This is a genomic window from Pedobacter albus, from assembly GCF_036324255.1.
Lineage (GTDB): Bacteria > Bacteroidota > Bacteroidia > Sphingobacteriales > Sphingobacteriaceae > Pedobacter > Pedobacter albus.
This window is the reverse complement of the sequence record NZ_JAZDQT010000003.1, coordinates 600,798-617,011: the sequence shown is the minus strand read 5'-3', so window position 1 is coordinate 617,011 and position 16,214 is coordinate 600,798. Positions and strand designations below refer to the sequence as shown.

13 protein-coding genes are annotated in these 16,214 nt (G+C 46.1%); 2 read left to right on the top strand and 11 right to left on the bottom strand.

The genetic code is table 11. From position 1 onward, the window contains the following. Positions 1 to 51 precede the first annotated feature (51 nt). Positions 52 to 555 carry a GNAT family N-acetyltransferase gene (locus VRU48_RS17840; RefSeq protein WP_330109278.1) on the top strand — a complete coding sequence of 168 codons (504 nt, stop codon included), beginning with the start codon at positions 52 to 54 and terminating at the stop codon, positions 553 to 555. Continuing rightward, entirely contained in the window at positions 552 to 1,037 is a 486-nt protein-coding gene (locus VRU48_RS17835; protein ID WP_330109277.1) for a MarR family winged helix-turn-helix transcriptional regulator, read from the top strand. Before VRU48_RS17840 ends, VRU48_RS17835 begins: the two co-directional genes overlap by 4 nt. Before the next feature lie 56 nt (positions 1,038 to 1,093). Here the strand turns inward: VRU48_RS17835 and VRU48_RS17830 are convergent, their stop codons facing one another. The 11 genes from VRU48_RS17830 to VRU48_RS17780 all read right to left on the bottom strand — a co-directional run bounded on the left by VRU48_RS17830 (position 1,094) and on the right by VRU48_RS17780 (position 16,139). Next, positions 1,094 to 2,134, bottom strand: coding sequence for an FISUMP domain-containing protein (locus VRU48_RS17830; RefSeq protein ID WP_330109276.1), 1,041 nt, complete (start codon positions 2,132 to 2,134; stop codon positions 1,094 to 1,096). A 147-nt stretch (positions 2,135 to 2,281) separates the two neighbouring features. Next, positions 2,282 to 3,868, bottom strand: coding sequence for an ABC-F family ATP-binding cassette domain-containing protein (locus VRU48_RS17825; protein WP_330109275.1), 1,587 nt, complete (start codon positions 3,866 to 3,868; stop codon positions 2,282 to 2,284). A 167-nt stretch (positions 3,869 to 4,035) separates the two neighbouring features. Next, entirely contained in the window at positions 4,036 to 4,929 is an 894-nt protein-coding gene (locus VRU48_RS17820) for a hypothetical protein (RefSeq protein WP_330109274.1), read from the bottom strand. 310 nt (positions 4,930 to 5,239) lie between these two features. After that, positions 5,240 to 6,019 carry a hypothetical protein gene (locus VRU48_RS17815; protein WP_330109273.1) on the bottom strand — a complete coding sequence of 260 codons (780 nt, stop codon included), beginning with the start codon at positions 6,017 to 6,019 and terminating at the stop codon, positions 5,240 to 5,242. A 66-nt stretch (positions 6,020 to 6,085) separates the two neighbouring features. Further along, the gene (locus VRU48_RS17810) at positions 6,086 to 6,760 is read right to left on the bottom strand and encodes an AAA family ATPase (RefSeq protein WP_330109272.1); all 675 of its coding nucleotides are present in this window, start codon (positions 6,758 to 6,760) and stop codon (positions 6,086 to 6,088) included. 193 nt (positions 6,761 to 6,953) lie between these two features. After that, the gene (locus VRU48_RS17805) at positions 6,954 to 8,213 is read right to left on the bottom strand and encodes a DUF2264 domain-containing protein (protein ID WP_330109271.1); all 1,260 of its coding nucleotides are present in this window, start codon (positions 8,211 to 8,213) and stop codon (positions 6,954 to 6,956) included. Position 8,214: 1 nt separating this feature from the next. Then, complete coding sequence (locus tag VRU48_RS17800; protein ID WP_330109270.1) at positions 8,215 to 9,405, bottom strand: glycoside hydrolase family 88 protein; 1,191 nt, start codon at positions 9,403 to 9,405, stop codon at positions 8,215 to 8,217. 31 nt (positions 9,406 to 9,436) lie between these two features. After that, complete coding sequence (locus VRU48_RS17795) at positions 9,437 to 10,885, bottom strand: alpha-L-fucosidase (protein WP_330109269.1); 1,449 nt, start codon at positions 10,883 to 10,885, stop codon at positions 9,437 to 9,439. A gap of 66 nt (positions 10,886 to 10,951) precedes the next feature. Next, positions 10,952 to 13,201: a glycosyl hydrolase family 95 catalytic domain-containing protein gene (locus tag VRU48_RS17790; protein ID WP_330109268.1), complete on the bottom strand. Its 2,250-nt coding sequence runs from the start codon at positions 13,199 to 13,201 to the stop codon at positions 10,952 to 10,954. After that, a complete protein-coding gene (locus tag VRU48_RS17785; protein WP_330109267.1) occupies positions 13,201 to 14,799 on the bottom strand; it encodes a beta-N-acetylhexosaminidase in 1,599 nt (532 codons plus the stop codon). Before VRU48_RS17785 ends, VRU48_RS17790 begins: the two co-directional genes overlap by 1 nt. Then, the gene (locus VRU48_RS17780; RefSeq protein WP_330109266.1) at positions 14,796 to 16,139 is read right to left on the bottom strand and encodes an alpha-L-fucosidase; all 1,344 of its coding nucleotides are present in this window, start codon (positions 16,137 to 16,139) and stop codon (positions 14,796 to 14,798) included. Before VRU48_RS17780 ends, VRU48_RS17785 begins: the two co-directional genes overlap by 4 nt. Positions 16,140 to 16,214: the final 75 nt, after the last annotated feature.

The window sequence follows — 16,214 nt, the reverse complement described above, 5'->3', positions numbered from 1 at the left end:
AATTGACAATTTATATTTAAATATACGTAGTTAACTACATATATTTGTATCATGAAAGCAACAGAACTGATCAAACCTTTAAACAACGGCTTTGGCAACCAGGTTGTCGGCCTCATTTTGCCTATACAACAAGAGGAATTTAACGTAGCCATTACCGTTAACGACCAGCCCGATTTGTTGGATATCGAAACCTACTACCAACAGCCTGGTGGCAATTTTTGGGGTGCATTTCACCAAGATGAGCTGGTAGGCACCATTGCATTGATTGCCATTGGCCATCAGGCGGGCGCCATCCGAAAAATGTTTGTCAAGCAAGAATTTCGTGGCAAGGAGAAAAGCATAGCCCAGCAACTGCTGAACCAGCTTATGGCCTATTGCGAAGCCAAAAATATTACAGATATTTACCTCGGAACGATAGCACAGATGAATGCGGCCCAGCGTTTTTACGAACGTAACGGCTTTCAGCAAATCGAAGCTGCTGATTTGCCATCCTATTTTCCGAGAATGCAGGTAGACAACCTTTTTTATCACCTGGACTTAAAAAAGCAAGCATGAATGTAATAGACGAGGCCGGTATTCTAGCCATCTCCACAAGGCTCCAGCGCCTCAGCGACCGCATCCGCAAAGACGGGCTCGAAATTTACAGGGAAATGGGCATCAGTTTTGAGCCCAAGTGGTTTCCGGTTATTTACGTGTTGCACAAAAAGAACGTGTTGAGCGTGGTAGAAATCGCCAATGAGATCGGTTATACCCACCCATCGACCATTACTTTGCTCAAAGAACTTGAAAAAGAGAAAATCATCCGCTCTAAAAAAGACAAAGCCGACGAACGCAAGCGACTGTTGCAATTAAGCGCCAAGGGCCAACAACTGATTGACCAAATGGGCCCTGCTTGGGAAGTGATTACCGCAGCCACCGCCGACTTGATCGACACCCAAAACAACCTGATGCAGGCCATTTTAGAGGTAGAAGAACAGCTGAAGATGAAAAGCTTTTTGCAAAGGGCACTCGTGCTGATCAAGGAAAGGCAAGATTAGGCATAAAAAATCCCACAAGGCTTGTTGCCCTGCGGGATTATCCTTAAAAACACCCACTAGCCCTTATTTTTAATTAAACGTACTGAAAAGCCATTGTCTCTGCTCCAGGCGCCAACATAAATAAAGTCCTTATCGCGATTGTAGGCCAAATAATGGCATTGGTATTCGTCTTTGACGCTGGAAGACCAGATTAGGAAGCTCTCGCCAATCCAACTAAAGCCACTTTTGGCATAACCGCCCCTAAAGCCTGCTGGCTGAATATTGAATCCGCTTTCGTTCGTCCCATTGTTGCCATTCTTAAAACCCGTTTTGCTTCTCAGTTTTTTACTGGCGGTATATTCTCCACCCACATGATTAATAAGCGTTTCATACTCGGCCTTGCTGGGGATATGCCAGCCTGCAGGAGCCAGCCCTCTTTTGTCGGCCACCGCGTAAAAATTGTAAAGCCTGCCATATTTGGCCGCGTTAGCAGGATCGAAGTTATAATAGCACCAAGCCGGTTGTCTGCTTTCATCAGACGATAAACGCTCCCATTCTTCGGGTGTTTTGGCTTCTGTAATGGGATCACCGTTTCTAAATTTGCCTACATCCAAGTTTTTGTTCATCCAAACCTGATTGCCTATAGTTATTGGCGAGGCGATTTCTTCGTTGGCATTGTAGATTTCTTTTAAGGTACCGGCATTCTGCGAATTACAGGTCCACACAAAGTTGCTTGGAGTTTTGCCCAGGCTTCTTTTCAGGCATTCGGCAGTTGCAATGGCATCGGCCTGTTCTTTGGTTTTGGCCAGCCCCCAGCCAAAGGCCGTTCCCACTTCGCCATCGATAGTTCGATAAGCCGCACAGCCCGCTCCAGCAAAAGAAAGCACTACCGTGCAGTTTCCACCTTTTTTGGCACATTCGTCAACCGCTCTGCTTTCTGCACCGGCCAAGCTCGACTGATCATAAGACCATCCATAGTAAAAGCCATTGCTTCTGTCTACCGCTAGGGCTCCATACTTTGCGGCCATAGGTTTGGCTGCTGGTTTAACAACCTTTTTCTGTTGTGCCCATGCCGTAGAAGCTAATGCGACCAAAAGAAATACAAAAATCCTTTTCATTGTTTTAGTTTTAAGTGACGAGATGATTTAGCTGAAATCCCACTCAAAACTAGACAATGCCCAAGCCGAGCTCAATACCTAAAACTGGGTATTTTACGCTTAAACGCCAAGAGTGTTCACCTATCTCCGGCAACTTAAACAGCACCCCTACAACTGGACCGTTTCGGCTACATTTACCTGTTCCAAAAAATATTCATCATGCGATACTACCAGCAAAGTCCCGTTATATTCGTTGATGGCTGTTGTTAAAATGGCGATGTTCTGCAGGTCGAGGTTATTGGTGGGCTCATCTAGCACAATCAAATCGGGCGCCTGTTGGGCAATAGTCAGGGCACAGAGCATCAGTCGCATTTTTTCGCCACCGCTTAAGGCCAGGCAAGGCTTATCCCAGTCGTTTTTGCCAAACAGGAAACGGTTGAGGCGAATTTTGATTTCATGTTCTTGCAACAGACCCGTATTAAAATACTGCGCCTGTTCGTATACGCTCAGTTCGTTGTTGATGAGCGAATAGTCCTGATCTATGTAAATGGCTTTTATCGGCGTTCTTTCTAGGGTGCCTTGCTCTGGCTGCAGTTCTCCCAGAACCAGTCTAATCAGGGTGGTTTTCCCCGAGCCATTACTACCCTTAATGGCCATACGGTCGCCACTATTGAGTTGCAAATTAATGGGTTCGTTCCATAGCCACTGACCGTTACGGTTCAGGTTAACTGATTGGGCCTTTAGCAACGTTTTGCCTTTATGCAAACCTGCATGGTCTAAATCAAGCTTCATTTTGTCGGTTTGTGGCTGACTTTGGCGCAACTGCTGCAGTTCTTGTCTAATAGCGCCCACCTTTTCGGCGTGTATGCCTTTCATTTGTGCGGTGCTCCTTTCGGCACTGTTACGTAAGCCGTTCATCACAATGGTGGGCATTCCCGCTTTCTCTTGCTTTTTCTTGCCTCGGGCATCTAGTTTCTGTTGCCGTTCTAAAGCTTCCCGTTCAATTTCTTTGGCTTTGCGCAGGGCTTTTTCCTTGTTCTTTACATCTTGAGCAAAGGCATTACTGGCCAAATCCTTTTGTTCGGCATAAAAATCGTAATGGCCTCCATACACGGTAAGGCCGTGTCTATTTAATTCGCAAACCGTGTGCAACAGCTTAAGCAGGGCCCTATCATGGCTCACCACCACCAGCGCATTTTTAGTAGACTGTATGTACTCATAAAGCAGGTTGCGACTTTTGGCGTCTAAATGATTGCTGGGCTCATCGAGCAAGACCAATTCAGGGCGATGCACCTCTATACCAGCCAAAAAGACTTTTGTTTTTTGGCCGCCACTTAGTGTTTCCATTTTTTGGCTTAGGTCAATATCGCTCAGCTCCCAGCGGGCAAGAGCCATTTGGCAACGTTCTTCCAAGGTCCAGTCGTTATCGAGCAGATTGAGGTTTTCTTCCGTCGCTTCGCCAGCTAAAATCTGTTGCAGCGCTTCCAACTTTTGGGCAATGCCCAAGGCTGCAGCTACGCTGTACTGGTTAAACTGTCCGAAAACCTGGGGCACCAAATAAGGCTCGCCCTGCACCTGAATATGTCCGCCGGTTGGCGAGAGGCGACCAGCCAAAATTTGCAATAACGTAGACTTACCGGTACCATTGTTGCCTACGAGGGCAATTTTGTCGTGTTTGTTAACGATGAGGCTTAACCCATCGAACAATATATCTTGATTTGGATGTGCATAAACTACATCTTGAAGCGTAAGCATAAATTCCTTTCTTTTAAACGTGAACAAATACAAAGGCTAGCCGAGGGCATGCCTTGTTTATTTTTCGTGAAAGAAATTCAATCCTACATTGATGTATTTTTTGTTTGTGGTAGGCAAAAGTAAGAAAAAAATAGATAACCGCTGCTTGCTACTATCGACTTATGCTTTTATTGGAAGGCATTTCCTACAAAACGCTTGCCATTGAAGACCAGTTTCCTGACAATTCTACGCTGTTTTTCTCCTTCGCCACTTGGTATGGGTGTAATTTCGTCGGTTAGGTACGCAATGGTTAGGATTTGGGTTTTGGGATCGAAGGAAAACTCCTCTATGTCTTCGTTTGCTGCACCGATGGTCAAACACGAGGGGCCATTTTCGCCATAGGTACCTACTTCTTCGCCAGGAGGTTCAAAGGCCTCGTAATTAAAATTTATGCCATCGGGCAACAGCTCTACCACCACCGCCGTTTGAAACATACAGGTATTGCAGCCAATGCCAGAACCAATGCACAAGTAAAGTTCTTTTTTAGATTTTAGTTTGTAAATCTTTTCGAACCATGCTCCAGATGAAGGGAAAAGGTTTTCCTCTTGGTTTCCAACGCGACCATCGCTGGTTATCATGGTCTGACCCGAAGCCGTTTTAGCATAGATCATATTGATATTGCTCTTGAAACTACCTCCCGTATTCTCGAACCAGGTAAACAGCCATAGCTTCTTATCGTCGGCATGCACAATACCCAAGCCGGGGGCCTTCAAGAGGCTATCCATATTTTGTCGGGTAATTTTGTGATCGTTAAGAATGGCGGTTAAAGTTATCGCGATGGCTTCATTAACCTCATCGACTTTGTTAACCGAATCGTTTTCGTTGTAGGTACGTTGCAAGGTATCGGCAATAGCAAAAAGTTTCTTCAGGCTGTCTACAATGACGGAGGAAAGTTCCATAGCCTTGCCGGTCATAGGCGCGCCGGCCTCGGCATTGCTGTTGCCTGGCGTTGAATTTGGTGAGCAAGCATAGAGCCCCACCAGCAATAACAGCATCAGGGCATACACTTTAGCGGACATCATGTGAGAGTTAACGTATGTGCGAAGATGGCAAAACCCCGTACAAAAACCAAAGCCTGCCACCGAGTTTGGCTTATAAAAACACCAAAGAAAAACGTTTTAGCAAAAATAATCGGGCTCCTCGGCCGTATTTACAACGATATAGGCATAAAACCGGCTCTCCAACATTTTCGTAAATTCTTCATTACTGTTTGCTTTGGGAGCGATTTCTCTATTGTTTATTGTCATCCTCTCCTGGTGGGGAATTGATTTTTCGAACAACAAAAAAACCCATACAAAGCTGTACGGGTTTTACTGGTAGCCAAAGCTAGGGCTAATGTTTTAAATAATATTGCAGATAGGCCAGCGAGGTATTGGCATCTTTGCGCCAGATCACCAACGAATCTGTAGTTAGCTTAACCACCTCAAACGACCTGGCATTCTGCTTGCCCAAATCGAGGTCTAGCAGACAATACGGCTGTCCTAATTTCCAAGAACCGTTGAGAGGTACGCCATCGCTCCATACGTTGTAGGTAAAATCTGTATTTAGCTTAAAGTAGCCAACCGGATAAACCAAATAAGGGTTGTTAATGGTATTGGTTGACGAATTGTACTGAAAATAAAAGGTCTTCCTATTATCCCATTGTTTAGACAGCTCGGTATTGCTAGGGCAGTTTGCCGTTCTGTAATGTTCGGTATAAACCTTTGTTCCTTTTGCTCTTTTCACCACCAATTCTTTGGTCGAAAGGTTGAGGATATCGTATTGTACAGCTACCGCGGTTATGGCCTTATCGCCCAGCACCAATCGGCAGGTTTCTTTGTTTATTTCCCAGGTTCCTATTTGCGCCACGTCGTCGTTTACGATTTCATAGGTGCCATTTGGATCGATCTTCAGAAAACCAACCGGAGAAACGATTGAGGTTTCGGTTTTTTTGGTCCTGTTTTCATCGCTGTACGTATCAATCGTGGTATAGGTGTTATACCATTTGTAGGCGATATCCAGTTTGTAGTTACATCCTTTTGGATCTTCCTCAACATCAGACGATTTGCAAGACGACAGCAGTAGCGGGAAAGCACTAATGGTAATTAATGCTAAAAGCGTTATTTTTTTCATTTGTGAGATTTTGATACAATAATAACACTAAATGCCTGATGGCACAAGACGAAGATGATATTTTGGTTAATCAAAATTTGTCTCATCTTTTAACAGTTGCCTTACATGCCCATCGCTGTCTTTCATAAAATCTGCATAGGTTTTAAAGAGCTCGGTGTCTTTATAGTTTCTAGCCTGCAATCCATTTGGCCCTAGCTCGTAAACTAGGGCATTGGGGTAGGCAATAAGTATGGGCGAGTGCGTTGCAATGATGAATTGCGAGCCCGAGGCAATTAGCTGATGTATTTTGTAGAGCATAGCAAGCTGACGACTTGGCGAAAGCGCCGACTCCGGCTCATCAAGAATGTAAAAGCCATTACCGCCAAACCTGTTCACAAATAAGGCCCAAAACGACTCGCCATGTGAAAGTTCATGCAGCGATACGCCACCATAAGAATCCATGATTTTGGGAAGGTTGTTTTCCGTTTCATCTTCATCAAGTTTTTCAATCTGGGTGGCTACGTTAAAAAAGCTTTCGCTTCTTAGAAAAAAACCATCGGTATGGCGTTTTACCCCCCTAACCGTACGGATATATTGGTGAAGCGACGAGTGCGATGCCCTCGTGCCAAAATTAAAGTTCTTGCTGCCTCCTTCGGCATTAAAGCCCGATGCAACGGCAATGGCCTCAATCAAAGTAGATTTGCCCATACCGTTCTCGCCTATGAAAAACGTGACTTCGGGATGTATTTTTAGCTTATCCATATTCTTTAAAAAAGGTAGATTAAACGGATATTGGGTACTTGTCCCGTACGCTTTGCCAAAAGAAATTTCTAAAAGTTCGCCACTAGAGATCATAGCTAAAGATAATGCAAAAGACGGCTCGTATCAATCGACAAAAACAAAAAACCGCTTTACTCTCATAAAGCGGCTTAACCTATAACTATTGAAAAAAAGACTAAAAATCTACGTGGTAATCTTTAGGGAAATGTTCGCCTTTCCAGGCTTTTTTAGCAGTCCAATCGGTTGCCGGATCGGCCCAGAAAGGATCGGAGGCCGGCAGGCCCAAAGGCAGGAAAGACAAGGTAGCCATGTACAAACTGCCTGTAGAGGTATAGTAATCGGCAATGTTCGGGTCGCTGCCACAAAAGCCCAGTTGCAACCAGCCTTTGTTATCGAAAGTGCCTTTGGTTTCGTACATGTTCTGTTTTACCTTGGTCAGTGCACAACGTACCTGGGCAGGCTTGATGTCTTGAGGCAATTTTTTCATCAAGGCCAGTTGGCTCAAAGCCTGAAAACTGCCTGTTCTGTAGGTGATAGATCGGCCGATTGGCGGGAAAGTTCCTTCCGGCGAAATCATCCGCTCCTGGCCTACACCATAGCGTTGCATTCTTTTCAATGCCAAATCGTACTGTGCCTGCGTGGCCATGCCATGCGCCAGCATTACGGCTACGGTGTCGACCATCATGGGGTGGATTACGAACGAATTATAGTAATCGAACGCCAAATTTGGTCCGTCGCCATACCAACCATCGCCCTTGTACCATTCGTTAAGCTTGGTTACGCCTTGCTTTAAGCGCGCTTCGTCGTATTGCTCACCTATCGACATTAAAAACGCTTCGGTTATCGAGCCAAACAAAAGCCAGTTGTTGTTAAAAGGCTTGCGGTTGCGCAACGATTTGAACGCGGCCACAATTGCCTGTTTGGTAGCTGGCTTTAACGGTTTCCACAGAGCTTCTGGAGCACGCAAAAACGTTTGTGCCAAATAAGCCGAATCGACAATGGGCTGATAGTCTTTTTCAAAATTGAGCTGATCTGGACTGTTGGATGCAAAACAGCTGTCTAATCCCTGAACGGCCAAGTCCCTCATTTTTTTGCGTTGTTTTCCTTCTGCGGTATCATCATCGGGCAAAGCCAGCCAAGGCGCAATACCGGCATAGGTACGGCCCACGGCCTCTAAATAGGTAACGCTTGCCGATCGCGAATCGAAGGTGGGCGATTTAACTACCACCATGTTCTGCTTCAGTTTGCCCTCGGCCAAATTGGCCACCACCGGATAGGCGATTTTATAAAGCAACTGGTACCAGTAGGTCCTATCGTCGGTAGGTTTAATTGCTTTTTCTATGCCCACAGCCTCGCTGGCCATGATTTTAGTCGGACTCATGAACGCCAACAAGCCCGAAAACGAGAGCGTTCCAATAAAATTTCTTCTTTCCATATTATAAATACCAGTTCTTATATCTTAAAAGTGCCTCTAAATAGTAATAGTCGGCATAGGTTAAAGGTACATCAACTTCCGATTTTGAAGGCAATGCACCCACGCTGTGTTTCAACAAAAAGCCACCATTAGTGCCAGCTTTGGCGGTATACTCTTCGCCTGAAAGGGATACCAACATCTTTTTGGCATTTGCCAGATAAAAAGCCTGTTCCTTTTTATTGCTGTATTGCCCCAATTCCAGCAATGCCGATGCAATGATTGCTCCCGCCGAAGCATCGCGGTAAGTATTCGGAATATTGGGTGCGTTAAAATCCCAATACGGAATACCATCGGCAGGCAAAGCAGGATTTTTGAGGATAAAATCGGCGATATGCTTGGCTTGTTCCAGGTAACGTTTGTCTTTGGTAAAACGGTACATCATGGTGTAGCCATACAAGCCCCAGGCCTGTCCCCTAGCCCAAGCTGATTCGTCGGCAGCGCCCTGAGCGGTTGCTTTTTTCACCACATTGCCGTTGCTCATGTCGTAATCCACTACGTGATAAGAGCTGTAATCTTTACGGAAATGGTTTTTGAGCGTGGCATCGGCATGGTTCAGCGCAATTTGCCTCAATTTTTTATCGCCACCATTTTGGCTTACCCACAGCAACAGCTCGAGATTCATCATGTTGTCGATAATTACGGGGCCTTTCCAGGTTTTGCTTGCATTCCACGACTGGATTACTTTAGCATCGGGCCTGTAGCGGGTAACCAACGAGGCCGCCGCCGTATCGAGTGTTGGCCTGTAAAGCGGATTATGGGTAATGCGATAGGCATTGCCAAAGCTGCAGTACATCATAAAACCCAAATCGTGATTGCCGGTATAGTGCTTTTCCTTTTCGAGCACAGCCAACCTTTTTTTGGCTTCACTTAAAGTGGCGGTATCTTTGGTATACTCATAAATATAAAGTAGGCTTCCTGGATAGAAACCGCTGCACCACCATTGCGTATCGCTGCTTTCCCATTTGTTTTTAGCGGCATAATAGGTTTTGGGCATGCGTGTGGCCGGTGTGTTTTGGCCCAACAATTGGTACTGTTGCTGCGCCAGCTTAAATTGCCTGTCTATCAGATTGGCCATGGCCTTGTCTTTTACCTGTGCAAAACTTGGCGACAAAGCAATAACCAACAGGAGTATTAAATTTATTCTTTTTATCATTTTTGTAGTAGTTGCAATTAATGTATAGGATCTAGGTTTTGGCGTCGCCGAAAGTGCTTTGCTTTTTGTTGGCTTTTTCCATGTCGATGGTTATGACATAAGGTTGCTTAGGATTGAAATCATTAGGCAATATCACATCGTAGTACAGGTTTTTATCGCGATCCATGCCCATGTCAATACGTTTTACCTCCAGTTTTTTACCCGCAACGGTCACTTGTTTAGGTTCGTCGGCATAATCGCGCGGAATAGCCAGGCGCAACACCTTATTGACTGGCTGATTGAATACGGTTAAAAAGAGCTGCTGGCCTTTTTTGGTGTAATAGCCATAATCAGGTTTTGGCAAACCGGCATAGCGTGTACCATAAATGGCTTCGCCACTTTGGCTTACCCATTGCCCCAATTGCTGCGCAATGTTGCCTTCTTCGGGTCTGATGTTGCCTTTACCATCGGGACCAAAGTTGATCACCAGGTTGCCATTCATCGAAACGGCCTGCATCAGCATCTGGCTCAAATCGGAAGCGGTTTTAACGTATGATGATTTCCAGTCGGAATTGTAGCCCCATTGGTTTGGCGGAATGGTCATTACGCAATCCCAATCTCTGCCGGCTACCACATCATAACTGGCTGGCAATTTGCGCTCCCAGCCCTGTTCGTAATCGCCCATCAGTTTATTGTTGCTATCAAAATGGCGCTTGCCATTCTCGTCGGCCCTGAAACGGCTGCCAATGATGAGGCCTGGGTGGATTTTACGCAGCTCTTTTTCCAAGGCATCGGTAAAACCTGCTTGCTTAATCCAGGCCTGGTCCCAAGTGCCATCAAACCAAAAGCCCTTGGTAGTTGGATATCTTTCGAGCAGTTCGAGCAATTGGTTTTTGGTAAACTGTTTAAAATCTTCGTAAGCCAGGCTGTCTTTTTCGGTTTTTGGCGCCGCACTGCGATAGCCGGGATGGTTCCAGTCGATGATTGAAAAGTACAGGTACACGTCAATTCCTTCGGCATTGTAGGCATCAACCACCTGTTTTACGATATCCTTTTTGTATGGGGTGTTTTTAATGGTGTATTCGGTGTACTTGCTCGGCCACAAACAAAAGCCATCGTGGTGCTTGGTGGTAAAAATCAAATATTTTGCCCCCATGGCCTTGGCTTGCTTGGCCCATTTTTTAGCATCAAAATCGGTTGGATTAAACTGTTTGTACAGGTTGTCGTAAGTTTCTTTCCAGTTGGCCGGCGCGCCGTTGCCTCCCCAAGACCTGATCCATTCGGCTGCACCGTTATAGCTTTTGCCTTCCCAATGGCCACCCGGAATGGCATAAACGCCCCAGTGGATAAACTGTCCCAAGCCGTAGTCGCGCCAGCGTTCCATTTCGGCATCGTTTCTGTTGCCCGTACGATGAGCGCCATATTTTAGCGGAATGGTGTCGGTTTTAACCGCAGCAGCTTGCTGGGCCATGGCCGTACCTCCGCCCGTTGCCAGTGCCAAAAGACACGCTAATTTTAGTTTTCGAAGTTGATGTGTTGTTTTCATATAAATTTTCAGATGTGCTGTTTATTTGGTTTTGCCTTTGTTCAATCCCCATTGCCAGTCTTTGTAAAACTCGTAGGCTACAGGGAAAATCATTTTGTTGGTATCTTTAGAGGCGAAAAATTCGATGGTTTGGCCAGGCTCGGTTTCGAAAACAAGCAACTGCTTGCCCTCAACCTGTGTTTGCTTCAATGTTGGCGTTTTGCCTTTGTCGCTTTTTACCACCAGAGGTTTGAGCGTAGTTTGCAGGATACAAGTACCGCCAATTTTGCTTTTGATCTTGATGTAGGTGGTCTTCCCGTTTTCTAGCTTGGCCGATACCTCAAAGGCGCCTACGGCCAGCAACTGGTCAAATGCCGCATTTTTCCAAGTAGTAGGGATGGCCGGGAAAACCCGGATCTTACCGCCCCACGATTGGAGCAGCATTTCCTGCACCGAAGTCAAAGCCGATAAAGGAGTTTCGATTACCGGACCCGATTCTTCGTAAAGCGTATTCGGCCTGATGTATTTGTCGAAGAGCTGGTTAAGCATATCGTAAGCCAAATCGCCTTTGCCCATGCTGGCGTACATCGATGCGGCACCCGTAAAGGTGTAACCCTGCAGGGCTCCCTTTAGCGACAGCCAGTGCTGGATGGATTTTTCAATCACCTCATGGCTTCCTGGCTGATCCCAGTTCACCAAATGATAGGGATAAATCATCATCAAGTGCGAATAATGGCGATGCGAACTTTCTAAGGCTACATCTTTTCCAATCATGAAACCGGTTTCGTTTTGCGGATATGGGGCCAGCTTGGCTTTGATTTCTTGCCATTTGGCAGCATCCTTGTCTTTCAAGCCGAGTTCGTTGTTAATCGCCAGGAGCGTATTTAGCGCCCAATTTAAAGAAGCCAAACCATAATTGGCATCTACGGCGCTTTTATATTCGGGCGAAAACGATTCTCGCAAATGGTAAATGCCCTGCTCGTCTTTTTTTAATACATGGATCAAGAAATTAGTGCTCCTTTTGAGCAAGGGGTAGATTTTATCTTTCAGCGTAGCCCGATCGCCAGTATACAAATAATACTGGTAGTAATAAAAAAGCGTCCAGGTGAGGTTTGCCGATTCAAAGCTTCCTTTTTCTATTTCGGCTTCGCTTATTTTGCTGACCAGATTGTAAGACGACGACCTGCCGATGGCCGCCGCATCGTTTTGCCAAGCCTTGGGTGCGTTTTCAATCAGGTTGTTCTGATAGCGGTTGAGGGCGTCGAACAAAGGCTCGGCCAGTTCTACATGGTTGGAAGTGAACAGGGGCGAATAAGTAAGTTGCGTATTCAAATTCCACCAAATGGCAGGCCACGGCGTAGGATTGGTCCAAGGGCCCATCAAATCGATCATGGGCTTGGTTGGACGCGTTAAAGCGGCCAGTTTGTACAATTGTGCCCAGTAAAAGGTTTCCATGCGCTTATCGGGCACCGAAACAAAACTTTTAGGGTAATAATTGCGCCACCATTTTTCGTGTTCGGCAAAATTGGCACCGCTTTTTTGGAAGTCGATTAGGTTTTGCTGCGCTAGGGCTGTCTCATCCCTGCTGTTGTCTTCATCATAGCCAATACTGATCATGGTCTGAGCGTGTTGATTATCGGAAATAGTTTGATAAACGGTTGAATAGCCGCCACCATTAAGCAAAGCTTGATGATAAATGGTGAACCTGTTATTCGTTGTTTTTTCGATAGGTGGATTTGGCGCAAAATCTGCAGGCTTGTCTTTGGGATAGCTCTGCAAAAAGCGCGGACTGATGCTTGGCTCGGGTACAAACTCCAAGCGTGGCTGTTCTTTGCCCCTGCCCTGCAAATCGATGGTAATCACATCTTTTACGGCCGATACATAGGCCATAAACTGGACTTCGCCCGAGTCGGTCGTCAGTTTTCCTTCGGCCTTTGCCGTGTAAATATCGAGCTTGGCGGTAGCAGTTAAAATGCGTCCTTTGGTTACGAGTTTAAAATAGCCAATGGGCAAACGGGCCTGCGTGTAAAGCTTGCTCGCTTCCGGGTATTGCGCTACGCGGTTGTCGGTTACATCGCTGCGACCAATGGCAAAACGCAGGGCTTCTTTTTCGGGCTGATAAATGTTAACACCGAGCAGGCCATTGCCCAACAGGGCACCGCTGTAATAGTTACGGCCAATGGCATCCCATTGCATGGCCTGTTGGTCCATAAACGAAGCCCAATTGAGGCGCTGGGCTTTAGCAAAAAAACCGCTGGCTGATAGGCAGATCAAAAAAAGCCATCTTCTCATTAGTCTTTATAATTTAGGGGCAGCCTGCGTTTGCTGGCCGGCTCCGGGGTTTGTGTTGGATTAAAAGGATTGTAAAAGTTCAATCCTGCTTTTTTATACCAATCGATATGGATTTTTACCTGATCTAGAAATTGTTCGTCATTTCTAGAGGCTGGCGCCGTCCAAGCCGCCGCGGCCAAAGCTGCCAAACGCGGAAACACCAAATAATCGAAACGTTGTTCGTTCTGAACGGTTTCTGTCCAGAGGTTAGCCTGCAAGCCCAAAACAGATGCCGTTGATTTGCTGGTAAGGCCAGCTACATCAAAATGATATACGGAAAGCAGGTCGTTGAATTTGCCATCCCATTTGCGGCCATGCTGATGGCTTTTGTCTTGCACAAAATCAAAATACAGCGGCAATCTCGGACAGAGCACGGTGGCGTAGCCTTTATCCAGCGCTTGTTCCAACTGGACAGGCTTATCGTGGCGCCACCAAAAGATAACGGTATTATCCACGGGCAAACCGGCATCAACCATTTCGTCCCACACCGCCACTTTGCCATTCATGGCAAAAACCGAATCGGCCATGCGTTTCATAAAATAGCGCTCTACAGCCAGGTTATTGGCCAAACCTTGTTGCTGTTTTAAGGCGGTAATGCCACTATCGGCATTCCATTTTTCGTTGCCAAAGCTCACTTCATCACCACCCAAATGAATGAGGTTTGAAGGAAACAGCAATTGCGTTTCTTGCAGGATGTTGGCCAAATAGGCGTAGGTTTTTTCCTTGCCGGGATTAAAGGTAAATTCCGGATGGTCTTTAGAACCGCCACCGGTAAAGGCCGGATAAGCCCTGTTGGCCGCCGTAGCATGCCCAGGCATATCAATTTCGGGGATCACCTCAATAAAACGTGCAGCCGCGTAGGCTATAATTTCTTCAATATCGGCCTGGCTGTAATATTGAGCCGGCTCGTTGGGATCGGTGTAAGTGCCAATGCCTCCAATTAAGGTGAGCATCGGATATTTTTTGATGGCCAAGCGCCAAGCCGGCTCATCGGTTAAATGCCAATGGAAACGGTTGAGCTTATACAGCGCCATCCAATCGAGCAAGGCTTTTACCTTCTTTTTGCCAAAGAAATGCCTTGATTCGTCGAGCATAAAACCGCGCCATTGGTACAGCGGCTCGTCTTTAATTGATAATGATGGGATTTTTAGTCCGTTTTTAAATTCGCCGGCACCGCGCAGCAGCTGCAACAGGGATTGGATGCCGTTAAATACACCATTAACGGTTGGTGCCTCAATCACAATTTGTGAAGGATTGATGGTAAGCTGATAAGCACCCTTAACGCCAGGCTTGCCGCTGAGCTTTAAAACAATCGATGCTTTTTTGTCTTTGCTTTGGTAAAAGTTGAAACCATACAGCTGAAAAAGGCTCTGCCGCAAATACTGTTGTTGGCTTTGCAGTTCATCATTTAAGGCATAAATCGTAGTCTTTTGATCAAAAGTGAATGTGCCTGTTTGTACCGCCACCTGCTTTGGATAAGGAATAATGGCCAACGGTGTCTGTGCCCTTAGCCCCAGGCCCAGCAGGCCTAAAAAAATCGTGCAGAGGACTTTGTTCATTTCAGGTCTATTTTTAAGGTGTATATTGGAATAAGATTGGTTTTCGAAAAATCTGCTGGTAGCGTAATAACTACTCCATCAGTGGTTTGTTGCCAGGTTATTTTTTTACGGCTTCCCAATAAACTAATGGCTTGTACGGGCATGCCATTGAGGCTTTTGAGCCATACCGACTGGCTTTTCCAGCTTCTGAGCAGGGCATAAACGGTTTTGCCTTTGGTGGTAAAAAACACGTCGGCTTTGGTAGATTTAGGCGTAGCATCGTGTACGGCATCCTTCATGGTATTTTTATCGTCGGTTTTTGCCGTTTCCTTGCTGTAGCCTTCGGCTGGTATGCGAAAAGGCGAGGTTCCGGTAATGGCTTCTTGGTTGATTTTCATCCAAGCACCAATGGTATCAAGCCTTTTAACAGCCCAATTGGGGAAGGCGCCATTGCCCATTGGCCCTACGTTGAGCAGGAGATTGCCGTTGTTGGCTACTACATCAATAAGGTTGCGCACCAGCATTTCAGCCGATTTCCAGGTGCTATCGTGACGGCTATAGCCCCAGTTTTTGCCAATGGTGATGCAGGCTTCCCAGGCTTTTTTCGATGAAGCATCCAAGGTCTGTTCCGAAATGGAAAAATCGCCGTAACCTCCGCCAATGCGACTGTTTACTAGACATTGTGGTTGCAGTTGGGCAACCAGTGCGCGCAATTCGGCGCTTTCTTTTTTGCTGATCAGTTCGGGCGTATCGAACCACAGCACGCCTATCGGGCCGTAATTGCTTAATAATTCCTTGATTTGAGGTTTTACCTTACGCTCAAAATAACGGTTAAATACCTTGGCATCTTCGTTTGGATAATCCCAAGTATTGCTTCGCCCTGCTTTTACCGGCCAGTTGGTCGGCACATCGGGGTCTTCCCAATCGCGCCCCAGCGAGTAATACAAACAGAGTTTGATGTCGTATTTTTTGCAGGCCACGGCCAATTCGGCCAGTGGATCTTTTTTAAATGGCGTTTGTTTTACGATGTTGTAATCGCTTACGGCCGAATTATACATGGCAAAGCCATCGTGGTGTTTGGTGGTATAAACAATATACTTCATGCCTGTGGCCTTGGCCTGCCTTACCCATTCGTCGGCATTGAATTTAACCGGATTAAAGTCGTTGGCAATGGTGGTATAGGTTTTTACCGGGATGCGTTCGTACAGCATAAAATGCTCGCCGCCTTTGGCAGGATGCCCATTCCAGTCGCCAGCCGTTTGCGAATACAGGCCCCAGTGCAAGAAGAGGCCGAATTTGGCTTCCCTGAACCAGGTTAAATCGGGCGCAGGTGCTTGTGCCTTAGCTATAGTTAACTGCACAAGCAAGCTACAAAAAAAGAATATTGTTCTTTTGAAGGTCATGTATGTTTTTCTAGGTCTTATAGGTTATGCATG

Coding starts and splice junctions, on each gene's coding strand:
- VRU48_RS17835 (WP_330109277.1), top strand. CDS start 552: ATGAATGTAATAGACGAGGCCGGTATTCTAGCCATCTCCACAAGGCTC.
- VRU48_RS17840 (WP_330109278.1), top strand. CDS start 52: ATGAAAGCAACAGAACTGATCAAACCTTTAAACAACGGCTTTGGCAAC.
- VRU48_RS17820 (WP_330109274.1), bottom strand. CDS start 4,929: ATGATGTCCGCTAAAGTGTATGCCCTGATGCTGTTATTGCTGGTGGGG.
- VRU48_RS17785 (WP_330109267.1), bottom strand. CDS start 14,799: ATGAACAAAGTCCTCTGCACGATTTTTTTAGGCCTGCTGGGCCTGGGG.
- VRU48_RS17805 (WP_330109271.1), bottom strand. CDS start 8,213: ATGGAAAGAAGAAATTTTATTGGAACGCTCTCGTTTTCGGGCTTGTTG.
- VRU48_RS17815 (WP_330109273.1), bottom strand. CDS start 6,019: ATGAAAAAAATAACGCTTTTAGCATTAATTACCATTAGTGCTTTCCCG.
- VRU48_RS17800 (WP_330109270.1), bottom strand. CDS start 9,405: ATGATAAAAAGAATAAATTTAATACTCCTGTTGGTTATTGCTTTGTCG.
- VRU48_RS17790 (WP_330109268.1), bottom strand. CDS start 13,201: ATGAGAAGATGGCTTTTTTTGATCTGCCTATCAGCCAGCGGTTTTTTT.
- VRU48_RS17830 (WP_330109276.1), bottom strand. CDS start 2,134: ATGAAAAGGATTTTTGTATTTCTTTTGGTCGCATTAGCTTCTACGGCA.
- VRU48_RS17825 (WP_330109275.1), bottom strand. CDS start 3,868: ATGCTTACGCTTCAAGATGTAGTTTATGCACATCCAAATCAAGATATA.
- VRU48_RS17810 (WP_330109272.1), bottom strand. CDS start 6,760: ATGGATAAGCTAAAAATACATCCCGAAGTCACGTTTTTCATAGGCGAG.